11 protein-coding genes are annotated in these 20247 nt (G+C 43.2%); 6 read left to right on the top strand and 5 right to left on the bottom strand.

Annotation, left to right across the window (positions count from 1 at the left end):
* Positions 1-8 precede the first annotated feature (8 nt).
* The 5 genes from AC07M6_RS01590 to AC07M6_RS01570 all read right to left on the bottom strand — a co-directional run bounded on the left by AC07M6_RS01590 (position 9) and on the right by AC07M6_RS01570 (position 9256).
* Positions 9-2213 (bottom strand): alpha-N-acetylglucosaminidase, encoded by a 2205-nt coding sequence (locus AC07M6_RS01590; RefSeq protein WP_494887008.1) that lies wholly within the window; start codon positions 2211-2213, stop codon positions 9-11.
* Between the two features lie 51 nt (positions 2214-2264).
* Positions 2265-3494 (bottom strand): acyltransferase family protein, encoded by a 1230-nt coding sequence (locus AC07M6_RS01585; RefSeq protein WP_494887006.1) that lies wholly within the window; start codon positions 3492-3494, stop codon positions 2265-2267.
* A 95-nt stretch (positions 3495-3589) separates the two neighbouring features.
* On the bottom strand, positions 3590-5257 hold the full coding sequence (locus AC07M6_RS01580; RefSeq protein WP_494887004.1) for a RagB/SusD family nutrient uptake outer membrane protein: 1668 nt from the start codon (positions 5255-5257) through the stop codon (positions 3590-3592).
* An 18-nt stretch (positions 5258-5275) separates the two neighbouring features.
* Positions 5276-8317, bottom strand: a complete 3042-nt coding sequence (locus AC07M6_RS01575; protein WP_494887003.1) for a SusC/RagA family TonB-linked outer membrane protein — start codon at positions 8315-8317, stop codon at positions 5276-5278.
* 51 nt (positions 8318-8368) lie between these two features.
* Positions 8369-9256, bottom strand: a complete 888-nt coding sequence (locus tag AC07M6_RS01570) for an inositol oxygenase family protein (protein WP_494887002.1) — start codon at positions 9254-9256, stop codon at positions 8369-8371.
* 197 nt (positions 9257-9453) lie between these two features.
* On the opposite strand from AC07M6_RS01570, the gene AC07M6_RS01565 reads away from it, so the two are divergent.
* The 6 genes from AC07M6_RS01565 (at position 9454) to AC07M6_RS01540 (ending at position 20207) form a co-directional block, all read left to right on the top strand.
* Entirely contained in the window at positions 9454-10464 is a 1011-nt protein-coding gene (locus tag AC07M6_RS01565; protein WP_494887001.1) for a LacI family DNA-binding transcriptional regulator, read from the top strand.
* Between the two features lie 111 nt (positions 10465-10575).
* Positions 10576-11499, top strand: coding sequence for a glycerophosphodiester phosphodiesterase family protein (locus tag AC07M6_RS01560; protein WP_494886999.1), 924 nt, complete (start codon positions 10576-10578; stop codon positions 11497-11499).
* 55 nt (positions 11500-11554) lie between these two features.
* A complete protein-coding gene (locus tag AC07M6_RS01555; protein WP_494886998.1) occupies positions 11555-14434 on the top strand; it encodes a two-component regulator propeller domain-containing protein in 2880 nt (959 codons plus the stop codon).
* A 244-nt stretch (positions 14435-14678) separates the two neighbouring features.
* Positions 14679-17717 carry a SusC/RagA family TonB-linked outer membrane protein gene (locus AC07M6_RS01550; RefSeq protein ID WP_494886997.1) on the top strand — a complete coding sequence of 1013 codons (3039 nt, stop codon included), beginning with the start codon at positions 14679-14681 and terminating at the stop codon, positions 17715-17717.
* Positions 17718-17740: 23 nt separating this feature from the next.
* Positions 17741-19276 carry a RagB/SusD family nutrient uptake outer membrane protein gene (locus AC07M6_RS01545; protein ID WP_494886996.1) on the top strand — a complete coding sequence of 512 codons (1536 nt, stop codon included), beginning with the start codon at positions 17741-17743 and terminating at the stop codon, positions 19274-19276.
* A gap of 16 nt (positions 19277-19292) precedes the next feature.
* Positions 19293-20207, top strand: coding sequence for a LamG-like jellyroll fold domain-containing protein (locus tag AC07M6_RS01540; protein ID WP_494886994.1), 915 nt, complete (start codon positions 19293-19295; stop codon positions 20205-20207).
* The last annotated feature ends 40 nt before the right edge of the window (positions 20208-20247 follow it).

Below are 20247 nucleotides of genomic sequence, written 5' to 3'. Positions count from 1 at the left end.
CATCATTATCATATGTTATTTACCGGCGCCCAATACTTTTTGTACAGCTGTTTAGCTTTTAAAATAGCGCTGCCTTGTGGTTTTGCCGGGTAATCCTTCCTGGTGTTAACCCATTTCCATTCCCAGTCTTTAATCTGCTTTGTAAAAGCTTCTTTATCAAATGCCTGCTTACCTTGTATCTCCAGCGTCAGTCCGGTAAAAAACTGTTGCCACCGGGGTTTGTAAAAATCGTTGAGCAAGCCGCTCCATTGTTTACAGGCATATTCATTTAAGGGGCAATCCTTATCGCCCCAAAGCGTAATTAAATCTTTGGCATTCATCTCATACAAGGCTTTTTCGCCCGGTGTTATACCCCATCGCCGTGCATCTGCAACCCAGGCGCCTAATAAAAAATCTTTACGGGTTGCCAGCAGCTGGTCCATATCCTGGATCAGATCAATAAATTCACCGCTATACTTTTTAAAAGATACCAGATCTTTCTGTTGATATGCCAACACAAATTTGCGCTGTAACGACAGTGCATGATTAGCTAATACCTGCCTGGTAAGATCAACCAGATCAAACCGGAAACCATCACTGCTTTGCAGTTCATCAGCGGCACCGATCATAGCCTGCCAGGCGGGCAGTAAATCCTGGGCGCGGTAGTTTAGTTTGGTTTTAGCCCAACGGGTAGCACTATCTAAAGTAGGCCTGCCCTGGATAATAGATTCAGCTCCGTCGCGGATATAACGGTCGGCCGGTACGCTGTAAACTGTTTTTCTTAAAATATCCCAGGCCTTAAGCGCCTGCTTATTTTTTTTGCCATACCTATTTTGTACATACTCAGGCAGCCAGGTATCCACATTTATGGGCTGGTTTCGCCAGGTGTTATCGGTTAATAATTCGTATAATACCGGGTTTTGTTCAATGCCTTCCATGGTTAAACCAATGCCTTTCATTTGTCCGCTTTGCGGATCGTGATAAGCATCGGCCGGAGCGGTTGCCACCACATCCATCCGGCCAAACAGGTTAGTATTGGCGCCAAAATTATTGAGCATGTTCCAGATCCATGGTTTACCGTAAAAGGCGCTGGTGCGCTTCCATACCGGCTCAATCTCTGTAGCCAGATCAAGGATGATCATCTTATTGTTTGGTACCGCTTTCAAAAGAGCTTCGGTTTGGGCATCTTTCCAAAACTTACGGTCGCTATAAAACAACCAGCCCTGCATCACCCATACGGCGGCGGTATCGGCCTGGCGCATACCTTCGTACACGCGTGCGCTAAGCTTTCCCAGGTATTCCGGCTCATCCGATGGCGGTTCATTTTCGTTGAAGGTATCGGCCGAGTACAGGTGATCGGTACCCAGCATAGCGGTTTGCTTCTGTAAAAACGCTTTACCTATCCGTGCAAACATCGGGTCTTCCGAATCAAGGATATACGTGTCGGCAAAGCCATTTTTCCAGTTGGTAGCTTTTAGCTTTGCGTTTGGAAATTTAGTTTTATAAGCAGCCGGAACATGCCCTGTAAAAGCGGGCAGTACGGGTTTCATGCCCAATGCACGTTCGCGCTGTAAAATCTTCTTTTGCAAATCAAAATGCGTTTGCATCCAGTGTTGGGATAAGGGACCGCCCCATTTATCCATATTCCCCATCCAAAACCACGAAAAATAAGAGGGACCCGTAAAAAAGCCATTCAAATCGGCATCCGTAAATCCCATCTCCTTATACACCTGGTACCAGGTGTATTCTTCGCCGGTTATAGCCAGGGGCATATTAATGCCATGTAGAGCCATCCAGTCAATTTCTTTCTCCCACCGTGTCCAGTCCCACCAGCTCATGCTGTAATTAAAAGTGCAGTAATTAAGATAATAGCGATACTGATAAGGTGTTTTCCGGGTGATCTTAGCTTTAATTTGAGGTAATACGGCCGGTAAATTAAGATTAGTACCATTCCAGGTAACCTGGCAATGGGCGTATTCGGTTAAATAATAATACAGGGCCGATGCTATGGCTACCCCATTATTACCTCTTAGCACAATTTTATTATGACGACTTTCCAGTTCAAAAACGTCCAGGTTACTTGCCGAACTAATGGGCTCTATCTCAAAAGCCGCAGCATGCCGGGGTAACAGCCGTTTTATCAGTTCCCTTGAGGATTGCAAGGTTGATTGTGCATTTGCATTAAACGCCAGCAGTATGATAAAAGCCGTAAATAAGAGATTTTTAAATTTCATTCCTATTATTTAACAATAGTATAAGGTATTGATAGACATATTATCCGGGGATCAAAGTTTTAAGAACATTTTTTTCCGGTACAACAAACGTAATAGTAAAAGCTGTATAAAAAGCACGCCTATCCATATCAGCGCATGCTGCCATTGCCCGGGGACCTTATTAATGAGCCCTCCAAATAAAAAGCCAGAAGTGGTTTCAAAATTGATCAGCCCGTGTGCCGCCAGGTAAATTAATATCGAATTTGTACCTATCCAAACAAAAGGCAGGCACCATTTTTTATATCCGGCAACGTCAATAACACCGTAAAAAACAGCAAGCAATAACAAACTCCAACCGCCGGCATACAATGTAAAAGAACTTGTCCACATATTTTTATTGATGGGAAAGTAAATGCCCCAGACTAAACCAAGTATAATCAGTAACACCGAAGCGGCAAGCATCAGCAGCATTTTTTGCAGCGGTTTTAATTGATCACCTGCTCCCCCTTTTAAAAAACGCCCGGTGAATATGCCTAACATAGCGGTAGCTATTGCCGGGATGGTTGATAGTAACCCTTCGGGGTCATATATTATGCGATGCAGTTTTCCGGGGAGGAAGTACTGATCTATATATGCTGAAAGGTTTCCGCCGGGCGTTAATACCCCGGCACCGTAGCCGGGTACCGGCACCCAGGCCATTAGCGCCCAGTATCCCAGTAAAATAGCGCTAAACCATAGCAATTGCCCCTTTAACGAAGTATTAAGGTAAATGATGGCGGCAAAAAAGCAGGCCAGCGCAATGCGGCCTAATACACTGGCTATCCTTGTTTGTTCGTATCCGTTAAATTTTAGCAGGCCGTTTACTACCATACCTAAAAGTATTAACAATACAGTACGTTTAAACAACTGCAAATAGCGCTGTTTTTTAATGGCTCTTGCATCAGCTGCAGATACTTGATGCTTACCATACGAAAATGGCATAGAAACCCCGGCGATAAAAATAAACAGCGGGAAGATGAGATCGTAAAAGGTAAAACCGTTCCAGGGGGAGTGATGGAGTTGGTTGCTGATACCAATCATTATACGTTCAGTCACTGATAATCTTTCGTCGGTAGTTATGCGCCAGTTAGTTGGATTACGCATCAAACCATACTTGTCTTTTACAACATCGGCAAAGCCATGAAATATTTCCTCGCCGCTGATGATCCAAAACATATCAAACCCGCGCAATGCATCAAGCGATAAAAGTCTTGTGCTTTTTTTTATTTGATCTTCGGGAAGGTTTGTTACTGAAGCTGGCATGATCATGTACTAAGATACATCGGGTAAACAAGCGGTTAATAAAAACCTCCGGCAAAAAAATTCGCCGGAGGTTTTATTTGTATTATTAAACCCGATTAATAACCCGGATTTTGCACCAGGTTGGGATTGGTAGCAGTAGCAGTACTCGGTATAGGGAAAATACGGCGATAGGTATCGGTATTCGTTTTGCCTAAGCCATAGCTTGTTTCAAATTTACCAAACCTGATCATATCATTACGGTGCCAGGCTTCCCAGGTAAACTCGCGGCTGCGCTCGGCATAAATATCATCCAGCGTAAGGGCTGTTAAAGCTGCCGAAGTAGTACGGTTTGAACGTACCGAGTTGATTAATGATAACGCAGTAGCGCCCAAAGTTGCTGTACCACCTCTAAAAATAGCTTCAGCTTTCATCATCACGATATCCGAATAACGGAACAACGGCACATCGTTATTTTGGTTACGGCTGATAGTGTTAGTATAATCTGGCAGGTACTTAATATTGCGGTAACCGGTGTTCCAGGCAATTTCATCCTTACCAAGGTCATAGGATGTTGCACCAAGGCGCGACGCGCCCAGCGGGGTTAAGTTTAACTGGTAAGTATACGATGCGGACGGGCTTCCGCCTGTGTAAAACTGGTTATAACCCAAATTAGTAGTATTTACCATAATTGGCGAACCATCCTGCCAGTATTGCAAGCCGGTTAACCATTGCTTATTACGCACATCATTAGGGTCATTAAAATACGCGTAAAACTCGGTAGTGGTCATACGTGGTCCGCTTGGTTTAACGTTGTTCAGTCCGCTGCCGCTGCTCTGGTTCATAATAGGGTTAGTTATTCCCCCCGGGGTAGATCCCGAATACAGGTACCGGATACCTTGGTTGCGGTTCAAGTCATACCTTGCAGGGAACCAATAGCCATTAGAAGTTGAAGCATCAAACGGAATGGCAAAAATAAACTCCTTTTGCGATGGCCCATTAGTGGGATAAAACATCTGCAAATAGGTACTCGCCGGTTCAATAGCATACAGTCCCGAACTGATGATTTGATCGCAGGCAGCAATACAATCATCATAACGGTTGGTGCCAGTATACACGCCAGCGTTCAAATACATTTTGGCCAGTAAAGAGTAAGCCAGGTATTTGGTAGGTAAACCATATGTGGCCTGCCCCGATGTTGTTTTTAAATACGGGATTGCGGCTTTTAATTCACTTTCTATATAAGTGAACACTTTAGCACGCGGGGTATTAGTCTTCAGATCTGTAGCCCCGTAAAGGGTATCCAGCGGTACGTTACCAAAGCAGTCCAACATCATAAAATAAGCCAACGCACGCATGGTCTTTAATTCGGCCAGGCTGGTGTTTTTGGCAGCCCCTTCAGGCGCTGAAGATTTGATTACTGAAATGGTTTGGTTAGCTGTACCAATCATATTAGTCATATAGCTCCATTCCCCGGCTACCCAGGCGTTATCTTTAGTCCAGGTGTGTCTGTGCAATTCCAGGTACTTATTACCATCTATCCAGTCGGTAGCAAAAATAGGCAGTACGGCTTCGTCTGTTGAGCAGCTTTGTAAAAACCAATAACCCTGGTAATCGCTTCTTAAACTAATATAAATGGGGCCTGATGCCGAGGTAAGCTGGGCCGCTGTTTGCGGATAAACATCCGGCGTAAGTTCGGCTGTAGGAGGGGTCTCTATCTTATGACAGGCAGAGAATATAGCAACCAGCGAAAGCATGCTTACTATTCCAAAAAATATCTTTTTCATGTCTTTAAACTTTCTTTATTAAAATGATACGTTAACACCGAACAGGAAGGTGCGTGTTTTGGGGTAGAAATTGTTATAATCTATCCCCGGCGCTACACCGCCCTGGTTAATTTCAGGGTCAATTCCTTTATATCCGGTTATGGTAAACAAATTATTTGTCGATGTATATACTCTGATGTTACTAATATTTTTAAAAGGGTTTTTGAAATTGTAACCCAGCGTGGCGTTGTCTAAACGCGCGTACGATCCATTTTCAATATACCTGTCCGAATATACAGAGTTACGGGTATCAGCTATTTTATCATTAGCCGCGCTATTCAATATATTGCTGGTAGCCGCACCTGCTGTGTAGGAAAGGTCGGCACGTGTGGCGTTAAATATTTTGTTGCCGAAAGTGCCGCGGATAAACACATTTAAATCAAGATTTTTATACCTGAAAGTGTTGCTCCAACCCATGATAATGTTGGGTTGCGGACTGCCTAAATAAAAATAATCGGTACCGATGAGTGGCAAGTTTACGGTAGAACCATCGCGTTTGTAAAACTGCGAGATGCCGCTGGCGTCTTTACCTGCGTATTTGGCGGTAAAAAACTGGCCAACAGGATATCCTACTTTAAGCAATTGCAGGGTAGAATTGGTTTGGCCCGGTCCTTCAGGATCTGAATAGCGTACCGAGTCGCCGTTAGCATACGGCCCTTGCAAACTTGTGATCTTATTTTTGTTGTAGGCCAGGCTCATATTGGTTGCCCAGCTAAAGCTTTTGCCGTTTACCGGTGAAGCAGCTAAAGTTACCTCGATACCTTTATTGTTGATACTGCCGCCATTAGCTACGATACGGCCACCAGGAACCAAGGCTGCCGAAACGTTATAAGAAAACAACATGCCAGTGGTGTTTTTATCGTAAACGTCTATCGAACCCGAAAGTTTATTATTCAACACAGAGAAATCGACACCTAAGTTTTTGGTGGCTGTTTTTTCCCATTGTAAATTAGGGTTTGCACCTTGATAAGGCGCGTAAGCCGCAGTTTGCACACCGTTATTATAATATGTACCAGCAGTTACATAAAACAACTGACTTGTGTAAGCGCCTATACCTGCCGAGTTACCGGTTTCGCCATAGCTGGCACGTAATTTCAGGTCGCTAAATAGAGTCTGGTTCTTCATGAAATCTTCCTGTGTAATACGCCATGCCAAACCTACCGACGGAAAATAACCCCAGTGGTTATTAGCACCAAAGATAGAGCTGCCATCGCGACGGATAGAACCCTGGAACAGGTATTTATCTTTGTAGCTATAGTTTAACCTGGCAAAATCTGATATCATCAGGTATTTACTATAGGTAAGATCGTTACCCAGGTTTATACGATAGGTTGATATAGCGTATGGGTTACCCAAGGTAAGGTTTGAATAACCAGTATAATCGGTAGGGAAATTGGTACTGGATGCCTGGAAGCCATCGCCCAGTATATTATCCTGGTACGAGTAGCCTACTACCGCGTCGATAGTATGATCGCCAATCTTTTTATTCCATGCCAAAAATGTCTCTAAAGTTTTAGTAGTATTCTCTAAATTATAGCGCAAAGCCGAACCATTAGATCCGAAAAGAGAACCGATAAGTGTATGCGCTATGCCGATACCAGGATCGGGGTTGTTATAAAAATTTGATGTTGGATACTTGCTGAAGTAACTGCCATAATACTCGCCATGTGCTGAAGTTGTACGCTGGTATGACAGGTTTACATTATAAGTAAAACTAAATGGTAATTTTACCTGTGTGTTGAAGCTACCCAGCAATACGTTGTATTTAGTTTCGTCCTGAGCATTGCCAACTATGGCCAGCGGATTAAAATACCCGGTGTTGTTCAGGTTTTCAAAATAAGTACCATCGGCATTATACACTGGTGACACCGGCGAGTGTTTAGCTGCCTGCAGTAACACAATGTTTTGCAAAGGTTCGTTAATGGAGTTGCTCGACGAGTTTGAAACGTTGAGGCTAAACTTCAAATTATCGTTTAAAGCGTATTGCTCCAGGTTTAAACGGCCTATTACGCGCTCAAGCGAGCTTTCGCTAAGGATACCTTGTTTTTTAAAGTAGTTTAAGCTGGCGCTGTAGGTGCTGTGATCTGTACCGCCGCTTAACGAAATGTTGTGGTTATGCGAGTAAGCGGTTGAACGCTCTATCGCTTTCATCCAATCGGTATTGGCACCCTTATCATCATTTGGCGAAAATGCGCTACCGTTTGCAGCGATGAACGCGCGTAATTGATCGGCATTCATCAGATCAAGCGAATTGCTTACTTTCTCGGTACCAAAGTAACCGCTATAGGTTGCCTGGGTGGCCCCTTTTTTGCCGCGTTTGGTAGTGATCATAATTACACCGCTGGCAGCCCTGTTACCATAAATGGCGGTAGCCGCGGCATCCTTCAATACGTCGATAGACGCGATATCGCCAGGCGCTACAGCGCTGATATCAGCTCCGGGGATCCCGTCAATAACGTAAAAGGGGGCACCGGGACTATTTACAGTTGATGCACCGCGCAAAATTACCGCAGCTGGTTTGTTAGGGTCGCCGCTGGCGGTAATGTTAAGGCCTGCAACTTTACCTTGTAGTAATTGCCCCACATCAGATATGGCGCCTTTGTTCAGGTCGCCCGGCTTGATGGTAGTGATTGCGCTTGACAGGGTTTCGCGTGTAGTGGTACCATAACCAATAACTACCACTTCTGTCAGCGCGGTGTTGGCGTCGGCCAGCTCTACTTTGTAAAACTTTTCGTCGGTAACGGCAACTTCTTTAGCCGTATAACCTACCGAAGTAACTACCAGCACATCGCCAGCCTTTGACAAAATACTGAACTTTCCATCAACACTTGTTGCTGTTGATTTAGTGGTGCCTTTTACCACTACGGTAGCACCGGGGATCGTTATCCCCTTCTTGTCGGCAACTACGCCCGTAATCCTGTTATCTGACTGTGAAAAGGCCGTAACAGAAACGTTGACAAGGAATAGCAAGAGCAGTAGGCCCATCCACCTGCCCTTGTTGAATTGTAAGTTTAATCTCATGATTTTAGTAAATTTGGTTCATATTAAAAAGGTGATTTATTGTGTTATATATTAAAATTTAAGATTGGCTGGCAGATATTTAGCTACCAGATCTTCGTAATACGGCCTTAATTCGTCCCAGCTTTTTTGATTAGGGTTTTTCGAGTACAGATCGTACGGGTTAAAAAGATCTACCCATTTAAACATCTCGTGGTCATGGTCATTCATTAAATGATTATAAGCATGCTCCCGGTGCTGTGAGTAAAATGAGTGATAACGCAGCATATATAAGCCCGGTTCGGGTATATAATCTTTCATCATATGATACACATATTCATCGTGCCCCCACGATAGGTGAACGTTATCCAGTCCGCAGTTACGTGTATATATTCCCAGTTCGGTATTGTAAGTTGTGTTATAACGATCGGGGTTTTGCTCAAAAAATTCAGGATAAACGATCTTATCAGAAAAAGCGCAGCCTACCGGGAAGGTATCGCCTACTACAGCCCATTGAGGCTCGCCAAAAAGGCATAATACTTTACCCATGTCGTGTATTAAGCCTACCAGTACCATCCAATCGGGGTGGCCGTCGTTCCTGATCGCTTCCGAGGTTTGCAACAAATGCTGCATTTGATCAAGGTCTGTATCGGGGTCCGAATCATCAACAAGCTGGTTCAAAAACTGAAAAGCATCCCAGATAGGCATTTCCTTTTTATCGAACTTCAAAAATTCGGCCTTCTTTTCCATCACATAATCAAAAGTTTGGAAGGTATGGTTAAGGCGGTAAAACTCCTTTACACCATTTTTTTCGGTTTGCTCGTAGTTCCTGAATTCCTCGGCTTTTTTATCCTCATTGATAGCCGAAGGGTCCGGATAACGCTTCAATATATCGGCTTCCCAATCATCCAGATTAGAAAGTGGTGCCAGATTGCTGCCGGCAAGAGAGTTATTAGCATACATATGACAAATATTTTTTAGTATTGTAATGTTGACAATTATTGGTTTTTGCCTTAAAATAAGTGGTACTTGTACTAATTGGTTTATTGGACTAATTTCACCAAATTGTTACACAAATCTTTATTTTATTAAATAAAATTTACGTAAACGATTAAGTACAGACATTACAAATTGCATTTTCCGGGGTTATAAAACGCTATATGAGCAGTATTACTATAAAGTTTCTTGCCGAACAATTACATCTTTCAACCGCTACCATATCCAAAGCCTTGTGTGATAGTCACGAAATAAGCGAAGCGACCAAAAATCGCGTACAGGCGCTGGCTAAAGAGCTTAATTACGTACCTAACGTGTATGCGGGAAGCCTGAGGAGGAACAAAAGCAAAACAATTGCCGTATTGATTCCGGAGGTAGCCGACAGCTTTTTCTCGCTGGCTTTAAATGGCATAGAAGAAGCCGCGCTTGAAAAAGGTTACCACACCCTTATTTATTTAACGCACGAAAAAATTGAAAGAGAACGGGCCATTTTAAAGGCTCTCGGTGGCCGTGTAGATGGCGCTATTATGTCTATTACTGTAGAAACCAACACATTTGATCATATTGAAGAGTTTAACAGCCACCTCCCTGTTGTATTTTTTGACAGGGTTTGCCAGGAGATAGATACGGCCAAAATAACCACTAATGATTTTGAGTGCGGCTACAAGGCCACTAAACATTTGATAGATACCGGATGCCGGCGCATAACTTTGCTATCCATATCTGATAATCTTTCCATTATTTCTGAACGGGTCAGGGGCTTCAAAACGGCTATTGCCGATCATGCCATGAACGAATCGGATCACCGTATTGTCCATTGCACGCAAGACCCTGAATATACTTATAACCTGGTTAAACAAATGATGCAGGGCCCCGACAGGCCGGATGGCATAATTGCTACGGTAGAAAAGCTGACCATAGATATTTACCAGGTATGCCAGCAGTTAAATATCCATATACCCCAACAGGTAAAGGTGGTGTGTTTTTCAAATGATACTTCGGCTGTTATTCTTACTCCGTCGCTTACTACTATTACTCAACCTGCCTTTGAAATGGGTAAAACTGCCGCGACAGTTTTACTTAAATCATTAAAAAACAACAGCACTATCCTGAAAGAAGAAAGCGTTGTTCTGCCATCTGCCTTAATTATCAGAAACTCGACAGCTGATATTTAAATGCTATGATTTGCTCCGTATCTGATATTTAATATTGGACACGTAAAAATATCTTTCTTTATATAGCTTTGTGTAATATGGATCAAATCCATAAAACCTAAAATTATATATATGATCAAGCAAAAAAATACATGGGCCATACTCTTGTTGGCGGGTATTACTTTTACATTGTCAACAGCCTTTAAATCTATGAATGTTACGGTTAAATATCCGGCTTTTTTTAGTATCGGGCACAGGGGCACCAGGGGCCTGATGCCGGAAAACACCATACCTGCAATGAAAAAGGCTATTGATTACGGAGCCAACATGGTAGAAATGGATGTGCATATTACCAAAGATGGTAAAGTAATTGTTTACCACGATGACTCTTTTGACCCTAATTACACACTGATGCCTGATGGCAGCGAAATAGATCCTAAAAAACGGAACGACTATATTTTTTACCAAATGAATTACGCCGATATCCGCCCGTTCATTATCGGTACAAAAAAATACAAACAATACCCTTTGCAGCAAAGTGTGGCTACCTGCACTCCCCTGCTTTCTGAACTGATAGATTCGGTAGATCATTATACCCAAATAAATAAGCTGCCCAAAGTATATTACCTGGTCGAAATAAAATCCGACGAAAAAACCGATGGCATCCATCAACCTGTGCCCGATGAACTGGTGAAAAAGGTAATGGAAGTACTAAAACCAAAAAAACTTGGCCAGCGGTTAATTATACAATCATTTGATATCCGCCAGTTAAAGGTCGTACATCAAAAATATCCGGGTGTAGCTACGGGCTTTTTAATTGGCGATAATAAGGTAAGCTTTGAGCAGCACTTAACCGATATGGGTTTTACACCCACATTTTACAACCCGCATTATGGTATGGTGAACGAACAGTTGGTAAAACAATGCCATGAAAAAAACATGCTGATCTGTCCATGGACGGTAAATGACCTATCCGAAATGAAGCGTGTGAAAGATTTAAAGGTTGACGGCATTATTACAGATTTCCCTAATTATTTTGCCGGATTGTTAAAGTAGTAAACATACTAACGATGGTTGTATTTAGTACTTTGCGTACATAGGTTGTTTCATCATGTCAAAAATATTCCCCGCTTTATTCATTAATGCTTTATTGTGTATCGGCATTAACTTGTTTGCGGGCGATATAAAAACAATTGGTGTACCCTATATCCAAAATTACTCCAAAAGTATTTATGGTTCGGGCAACCAAAACTGGTCGGTAGCGCAGGATAAAAACGGAATGATGTACTTTGGCAACGCCGAGGGCCTGCTGGTTTATGATGGCCGCTACTGGCAGCAATATATGATGCCGCACCGGCAGATAGTACGGTCGGTAGCGGCAGATAACAATGGCCGTATTTATACCGGCAGCTACGGCGAGTTTGGTTATTGGGCGTTTAAAAACAACAAGTTTGTATATCACTCGCTTATTGGCCTGATACCTGATACCCACATGCTGGCCCAGGAAATTTGGAAGATTTATATCGACGGCGACCGCGTTATTTTTCAATCATTCTCTACCATTTATATTTACAACCACCAAAAGATCAATGTAATAAAAACCGATGCCCCTTACCTGTTTTTACATAAAGTTGGCACCCGGTTTTTTGCGGAAGGATTAAAACGCGGTTTATTTGAATTAACCGGCGATAAATTGATCCCGGTTGCCGGCAGCCAAAATATAAAAAGTGTGCTTTCCATACTGCCCTATAAAGGCAACCGCTTTATCATCGGCACAAGTAAGGATGGTTTGTTTATTTATGATGGAAAAACTTTCGAGCCTTTTAACACCCCGGCCAATGCTTTTTTACAAACTTTTCAATTAAACAATGGTACCAGGGTATTGGATAAATATTATGCTTACGGCACCATATTAAACGGCCTGATCATTATTGACGAAGAGGGGAACGTTATACAGCAGATCAATAAAAACACGGGGCTGCAAAATAACACGGTATTAAGCCTGTATGCCGATAGCGATCAAAACCTTTGGGCGGGCCTGGATAATGGAATTGACCGGGTGGAACTAAACTCGCCCCTGTATTTTTATTTTGATAAAACAGGCAAATTCGGCACGGTTTATTCCAGCATCATTTTTAATAATAAAATTTACCTGGGTACTAACCAGGGCTTATTCTACAGTAACTGGACGCAGCAAAACAATTCGTTTAACTTTCAGATTGTGCCAAACTCGCAAGGGCAGGTTTGGGACCTGAGCCTGATAGACGGCCAATTGATCTGCGGCCACAATAGCGGCACCTATAAAGTGATTGGCGACAGAATAGAACGGATTTCGGCGTTAAGCGGCGGCTGGACCATTAAACGCTTAAGCAATTCGCCCCCGCATTTAATACAGGGCACTTATAACGGACTGGCTTTATACAGCAGGGCCGATAATGGCAGTTGGGCGTTTACATCGCAAATAACTGGTTTTAACGAGCCATCGCGGCATGTAGAAGAGGACGATAAAGGCGAAATATGGGTAAGTCACGCTTATAAAGGATTAAATAAGTTAACCCTTAGCCCCGATCTGAGAAAGGTAACCGCCAACCAATATTTCGACGAAAAAAACGGCTTGCCCGGCAATTATAATATCAATGTATTTAAGCTGGAGAACAAGATCGTATTCTCATCCGACTCGGGTTTTTACAGGTACGATGACCTGAGTAACCGGTTTAGCAAGTACGATGTATTAAATACAAAACTGGGCGCATTTGCGACTTCTAATAAGATCATCAGCGCGGGGATGCATCAATATTGGTTTATTAACCATGGCAGGGTGGCGCTTGTCGATTTTTCTCAACCGGGCAAACTCACCATAAACTCAAGTGTATTTAGTGTGCTCGACGGGCATATGGTGCAGTATTATGAAAATATCAGCCGTATTAGCAATAACCTGTACCTGATAAGTGTAGATGATGGATTTGTAATATATAATACGGGCGAAGATAATAATGCCAGCACCACTACTTCATTGCCTACGGTACTCATCAGGCGGATAGAGGACATCACCGACAAGTACAAAACCCTGAGCGAAAACGGCAGTAATAATAACACCCTGCAAATACCGGCCACCCGTAATAATATCCGTATTGCCTATGCATTACCTTATTACAGGCAGGCAAATATCCGGTTCCAGTATTATTTAAGCGGTTACTCCAGCGAATGGTCGGACTGGACCACAGCTACCCAAAAAGATTTTACTAATCTATCGGCTGGCACCTATCAGTTCAAGGTACGGGCCAAAATCAATAATACTACAATAAGCAGCATCACAGTTTTTGATTTTGAGATACTACCACCATGGTATGCTACCAAATTAGCCTTCCTGGTTTATTTTATATTGCTGATAGTAGTATTACTTATCGGAAAAAAAATATATGAACGCAAGCTGCGTATAGATCATCAAAAAATAGCTTACCGTCTGCAAAAAGAACAGGATGAGATATACCGGCTGGAAGCCGAAGCTAATGAAAAGCACATTGCCCGCCTGCAAACCGAAAAACTGCAAACCGAACTGGACTCAAAGAGCAGAGAACTTGCTAACACCGCCTTATCCTTAACTTATAAGAACGAGATATTACAAAAGCTAAGTGAGGAATTATTGAAAATTAAAGACAGCACCGGTAAAAAACTCCCTGAATATCAGTTAACTAAAATACAGAAAGTGATAAACGAGGGCATGGATAACGAACGGGATTGGAACCTTTTTGAGAAGAGTTTTAATGAAGCCCACGAGAATTTCTTTAAAAAACTATCGGCCCACCATCCTGATCTTGTTCCTAACGATCTGAAGCTTTGCGCCTATTTAAGGATGAATATGAGCAGTAAGGAATTAGCCTCATTATTAAACATTACACTACGCGGAGTAGAAATACGGCGTTACAGGCTCCGCAAGAAGCTGGACATACCACATGATACCAACCTTGTAAAGTTCCTGATAGAGCTTTAGTACTACATCATTACCTCTCATACCCCATCAGGCCCCCTACTACATAATCATTTTTGATGATTCATAAAATATTGATAATCAATTACTAATCCGATTATCACCCACATCATTCCTCCTACACATCAATCAGATGTATTAATGTAGAGTTTTATTTTTTGGACAAGCCGAAAAACAAACTCAACTTCGATTTTGTAATACCCATTATTACACCACACCAATTATTTAACCATTTATCTAAAAAAGTATGAAAGGAATTTTTACTAAAACTTCTGTTTTAATTGCCTTTTGCTGCCTCTTATTAATTACATCAGTTTCTGCACAAACTACTACCGTAACAGGTGTGGTTACCGACGGACTGGCCAGGGTTACTTTGCCCGGCACAAGTGTTATTATCAAAGGCACAACCACAGGCACCCAAACAGATGTTAATGGAAAGTATACCATTAACGCGCCCAAGAATGCCATTTTGGTATTTAGCTCTATCGGTTACGACAAACAAGAAGTAGCACTTAATAGCCAAACCGAAATTAATGTAACCTTAACTGCTTCAACCCAGCAACTTAACCAGGTTGTGGTAGTAGGTTACGGTACACAGCGTAAACGCGACCTTACCGGTGCCGTTAGCAGTGTAAAGGGCGAGGATATTGCCAAGTTTACCGTTACTAACCCAGTTGCTGCCCTTCAGGGTACTGTTGCAGGCCTTTCGGTGGTTAACTCGGGCACACCGGGCGCAGCGCCGGTTGTACGTATCCGTGGCGTGGCCAGTCCTAACAATGCCGACCCTTTATACGTGGTTGACGGTTTATTACAAACCAATATCGACTTTTTAAACCCGAACGACATCGAAACTATCGATCTGTTAAAAGATCAGTCTTCAACAGCAATTTATGGTTTAAGGGGTGCCAATGGTGTAATAGCTATTACAACCAAACGCGCGGCACGGGGCAAAACTACCGTAAGCTTTCAAACTAACCTGGGCGTTCAGCACGTGTCAAACAAAATTGATGTAGTTGACGCCGCGGGTTTCAAAAAGTTATACAGCGCCCAACTGGCCAATTTAAATGCCGCTCCGTTTGATTATACCAATTATACGGCCAATACCAATTGGCAGGATTTAATTTTGCGCAACGCTATTATCAGCACCAGTAACCTAACAGTATCTAACAATACTGACAAAAGCACAACCGTGTTTAACGTAGGTTACAGCGATCAGCAGGGAGTTGTTAAATACGGCGATTACAAAAAATACCTGGTACGTCTTAGCGAAGAGATTAAGATTAACAATAACATAAAATTTGGCGGAAGCGTTAACGGGTTTAAATGGACACAGGACCCAACCTCTGTTGGTCTTAATTCGGGCATTAACGCGGCGCCAATTGCTCCTGTGCAACAACCAGGTTCTGGTTTATATTACACCATGCCATCCTTCCAGCGTGCGCAGGTAGGCAACCCGGTCTATGCAATTGAACGTGGGAGAGGCACTTCCCTTAATGGCGGCTATCGGGTTAACGGTAATGTATTTGCCGAAGTAAGGTTCCTTAAAGATTTTGTATTCAGATCAACCTTCTATACCGATCTGGGTTTCAACAATGCCCGTAGTTATAACCCGCTCCCTTATACCGTTGTTAACTTAGGCGAGGGCACTAACCCAACTACTACATTTTTTGATAATACCGTACGTACCAGTGTAAGCCAAAGCGCAAATGAATACCGTACTTTCCAGCAGGATCATGTTTTAACTTATGATAAAGAGCTTCAGGGCGGCCATAGGTTAGCCGTTACCGCTGGTTTTACTTCCGTTCACCAATCAAGCACTTTACTAAGCGGTTCGCGTACTGATACAACGCTAAACGTTCCGTTTAATGCAGATTTATGGTACTTAAACATCATTAATGCCAATAATCCGTTAAGCAACAGCGGCAGCGGTAGTTTAGAAACACAAGCCGGCGGCTTTGCCCGTGTAAGCTATGCTTTCAAAAACAAGTATTTGTTTAACGGTACGGTCCGTCGCGACGGCAGCTCAAGGTTTGCTCCGCAAAACCGTTGGGGTACATTTGGAAGCATTGGCTTAGGCTGGATTGCAAGCGAAGAGGAGTTTTTTAAGAAAGTGGCTCCAGGTATCGATTTCATGAAGTTCCGCGCATCCTTTGGCAAACAGGGTAACCAAAACGGTGTACAACCTAATTTATACCAGCAAACACTAACAACAAGTAGTACAGCTGTATTTGGCGATAATATTTATCCGGCAGTTAAAAACGCTTACCGTCCCGATTCAAACTTGCATTGGGAAACTGTTAAGGGAATTGATGTTGGCATGGAAGTGCGCCTGTTACGCAACCGTTTAAGTGTTGACGTTGGTTTATATAACAAAATATCCGACGGGCTTTTAACAAGTTTCACGTTGCCTGGTTCGGCCGACCCTACACAACCGTTTTTTACAAACCTTGGAAAAGTAACCAACAAAGGTATAGAGGTATCATTAGGTTGGAGTGATAATATAGGTAAAGATTTCTCCTATAAAATCAATACTAACTTTAGCTACAATAAAAACGTAGTGAACTCAATAGGTAACAGCACAGCCTTCCAGTTATTAGGCAACGGTGGTGTAAACGTTACCGAAACGGGCCAATCTATAGGTTATTTTTATGGCTACAAGCAAGTTGGCGTTTACCAGTCAACCGCCGATTTGGATAAACAACCACACTTTACCAATTCCCTTCCGGGCGATATTGCTTACGCGGATATTAATGGCGATGGCGTAATTACCACTGCCGACCGTACCTACCTGGGTACACCATTTCCTCCATATAGCTATGGTTTATCTATAGCTTTAAATTATAAAGGGTTTGATGCATTATTATCAGGACAGGGTGTTGCCGGTAACAAAATTTGGCTGCAACGCCGCACCGCTAACTTTGCTGTATTAAACTACGAAAGTAACCGCCTTAACGCCTGGACAGCTCCCGGCACCAGTAACGTTGAACCGATATTGGATAACTCGCGCGGTAACAATTACCTGTTCAGCTCATATTATTTAGAGCCGGGCGATTATTTCCGCCTGCGTAACATACAGTTGGGCTACAGTTTACCAACTGCTGTGATAAGCAAAATCGGAGTACAACGCGTTAGGTTGTTTGTTAGCGGCGAAAACATAAAAGTTTGGACAAAAGCTACCGGCTATTCGCCAGAGCCGCAAATAGGCAGCATTTTGGCTGGCGGTGCCGATAACGGAACATATCCGGTGCCCGCTATTTATACCGTTGGTTTAAACGTAACTTTCTAATCATCATATCAGATAAAAAGAAAATGAAAAACTTCAATAACAAAACAAAGTATCTGGGTATGGCGGTGATAGCTATACTGATGATAACTGCAAACTTTGGCTGTAAAAAATTCCTGGATACCCAAAGGCAAGGCGAGTATTATGCCGAAAACTATCCTTATCCCAGCAATTCGGGCCCGTATGATCAGTTTTTGTTTGCAGCCTACAACAGCCTGCGCGCTTATAATGTGCACGTGGCGGCTTTTTTCCTGTCAACAAGCGTACGCAGCGATGATGCCGATAAAGGCAGCACTGCCAGTGATGGTGGCGCCGATGCCATCAGCATGGATAACTTCCCGGTTTTACCTACCAACGGTTTTGTAAACGATATGTGGAATGGTTATTTCTCGCTTGTGTCTAATTGCAATAATACCATTGATCAAATTAATACAAACACTACCATTGTTGCAACTGATGCGCAAAAGAAGCTGGCCGAAGCCGAAGCAAGATTTTTGCGTGGTTACGCTTACTTCAATATGGTACGTTTTTGGGGTCGGGTGCCACTGGTTGATAAACCGGTGACTGTAGCTGGTTCAAATATCCCGCAAAGTACCGCCGCGCAGATCTACGCGTTTATCGAAGCTGATCTAACCTTCGCGGCTACTAATTTACCTGCAACCTGGGATAAAAAATTTGTTGGCCGCGCTACTTCGGGTGCAGCTAACGGGATATTGGCTAAAGTTTATCTTACACAACAAAAATGGGCCCAGGCAGCTGCGACTGCCCAACTTGTAATGAATAGCGGGCAATACGATCTGTCTACTCCGTACAATAACATTTTTGGCGAGTCGGGCGAGAACAGCAAGGAGTCGGTTTTTGAGGTGCAGGCCACGGCAAGTTTTGCAACTAAAACAGCTAACGGTATACAAAACGCGCAATATCAAGGTGTTCGTGATGGCGGCGTTTGGAATTTAGGTTTCGGCTGGAATGTACCTAATGATAACCTGGCCGCTACTTATGAAGCAAACGACCCGCGTTATGCACGCACCTTTTTGTTAAGGAGTACAGCTACCGTAACCAACAAAACCGTTTACGGCGAAAATACAGCTACTACCTGGATCAACCCGGCTTATAATCACAAAATGTACACCAATCCTTCGTTCAGATCATTGTATGGCGATAATTCGGGCTGGTGGATGAACATGCGTATTTTACGTTATGCCGATGTGGTACTGATGTTTGCAGAAGCGGCAAACGAAAGCGGAAATACTACTGGTGCTGTTACAGCTTTAAACAGTGTACGGACAAGGGCGCGTGGCACAGCCGCTGCTACTGTATTACCAAACATTACCAGTACAGACCCGGCTGTGGTTAGGGAAACTATCCGCCACGAAAGAAGGGTTGAACTGGCTATGGAGCACGATCGCTTCTTCGACATCGTTCGCTGGGGTATTTCGCAAACAGCATTAAGCAGCGCCGGTAAAACTAATTTCCTTGCCAGCAGGGATAATTTACTGCCTATCCCTCAAACCCAGATAGATTTGAGCAAGGGTGTATTGACACAAAATCCTGGTTATTAATTTAAAACCTACAAAAATGAAATTCTCAAAAATATATAAAGGCGGTTCTTATTTATTGCTGGCACTGGCAGCGGTAACCTGGTCGTCATGCAAAAAGGATGGTAATCCTAATAAATTACCTTCGGTATCAACAGATACCTATGTGGGCAAGGTTGATGGGTTTAATACATCCGAAGAAGTATTCCCCAATAACCTGGTAGCCTACTGGAGCTTTGATAACACCACTAACGAAAAGCTGAGCAGCACTGCTCCAACAACATCGGTAGGTAATACCTATATTGCCGGCGGTGTAAGGGGCCAGGCGCTGGCCTTAAGCAGTGGTTATTTATATTATGCAAGCCAGTTTAATGCTTTTAAAACCACGGCCTTAAAGAGCTTTACGGTAAGCGCCTGGGTGCAAATATTAAACAACGGGTCCAAAAAAACCATGTTGTTTCAACTGGCCCGCCCGGGTATCTTTAACGGCAATATCAACTTTGTGTTAGAGACCAACTCAAGGGCGGCCACGGTTACCGATGCCATTACTATCCACCCCACTTTTACCGGGCAAAACGGCGGCACCCAGGATAACCTGAACACTGCCAATGGAACGTTTCCTTTCATTTCGCCAAAAATTGGCGCTAATGTTTGGGCACACATGGTTATTACTTACGATGCTACCACAGGTATCTTCCAGATATGGGGCAACGGGGTAAAAATTGGTGTACCGGCCTTCCAGGCACGGGGTACAGGTACCACCCTGTTCAATTCGTTTGAACCAAGCGAGGTAATCTTCGGCGGTAACTACAATGTGATCCCGGGCAAAACGGTATCAACCGATACCAGTTTTGGCGCCATGACAGGCAGCATTGACGAGGTGAGGATCTACAACACCATATTACCGGATGCGTATATTATCTCACTGTACAAATTAGGCCTCGCCGGCAAATAATTACACAAACCCAACAGGCTGCGTTTGTAGCCTGTTGGGT

The sequence above is a fragment of the Mucilaginibacter sp. GW821-FHT07H05 genome (genome assembly GCF_059418485.1).
This window is presented reverse-complemented; position numbering and strand designations above follow the sequence as displayed.

Excerpts from the sequence above, each read along its gene's own strand:
- AC07M6_RS01590 (WP_494887008.1), bottom strand. The coding sequence starts at position 2,213 with ATGAAATTTAAAAATCTCTTATTTACGGCTTTTATCATACTGCTGGCG.
- AC07M6_RS01585 (WP_494887006.1), bottom strand. The coding sequence starts at position 3,494 with ATGCCAGCTTCAGTAACAAACCTTCCCGAAGATCAAATAAAAAAAAGC.
- AC07M6_RS01580 (WP_494887004.1), bottom strand. The coding sequence starts at position 5,257 with ATGAAAAAGATATTTTTTGGAATAGTAAGCATGCTTTCGCTGGTTGCT.
- AC07M6_RS01575 (WP_494887003.1), bottom strand. The coding sequence starts at position 8,317 with ATGAGATTAAACTTACAATTCAACAAGGGCAGGTGGATGGGCCTACTG.
- AC07M6_RS01570 (WP_494887002.1), bottom strand. The coding sequence starts at position 9,256 with ATGTATGCTAATAACTCTCTTGCCGGCAGCAATCTGGCACCACTTTCT.
- AC07M6_RS01565 (WP_494887001.1), top strand. The coding sequence starts at position 9,454 with ATGAGCAGTATTACTATAAAGTTTCTTGCCGAACAATTACATCTTTCA.
- AC07M6_RS01560 (WP_494886999.1), top strand. The coding sequence starts at position 10,576 with ATGATCAAGCAAAAAAATACATGGGCCATACTCTTGTTGGCGGGTATT.
- AC07M6_RS01555 (WP_494886998.1), top strand. The coding sequence starts at position 11,555 with ATGTCAAAAATATTCCCCGCTTTATTCATTAATGCTTTATTGTGTATC.
- AC07M6_RS01550 (WP_494886997.1), top strand. The coding sequence starts at position 14,679 with ATGAAAGGAATTTTTACTAAAACTTCTGTTTTAATTGCCTTTTGCTGC.
- AC07M6_RS01545 (WP_494886996.1), top strand. The coding sequence starts at position 17,741 with ATGAAAAACTTCAATAACAAAACAAAGTATCTGGGTATGGCGGTGATA.
- AC07M6_RS01540 (WP_494886994.1), top strand. The coding sequence starts at position 19,293 with ATGAAATTCTCAAAAATATATAAAGGCGGTTCTTATTTATTGCTGGCA.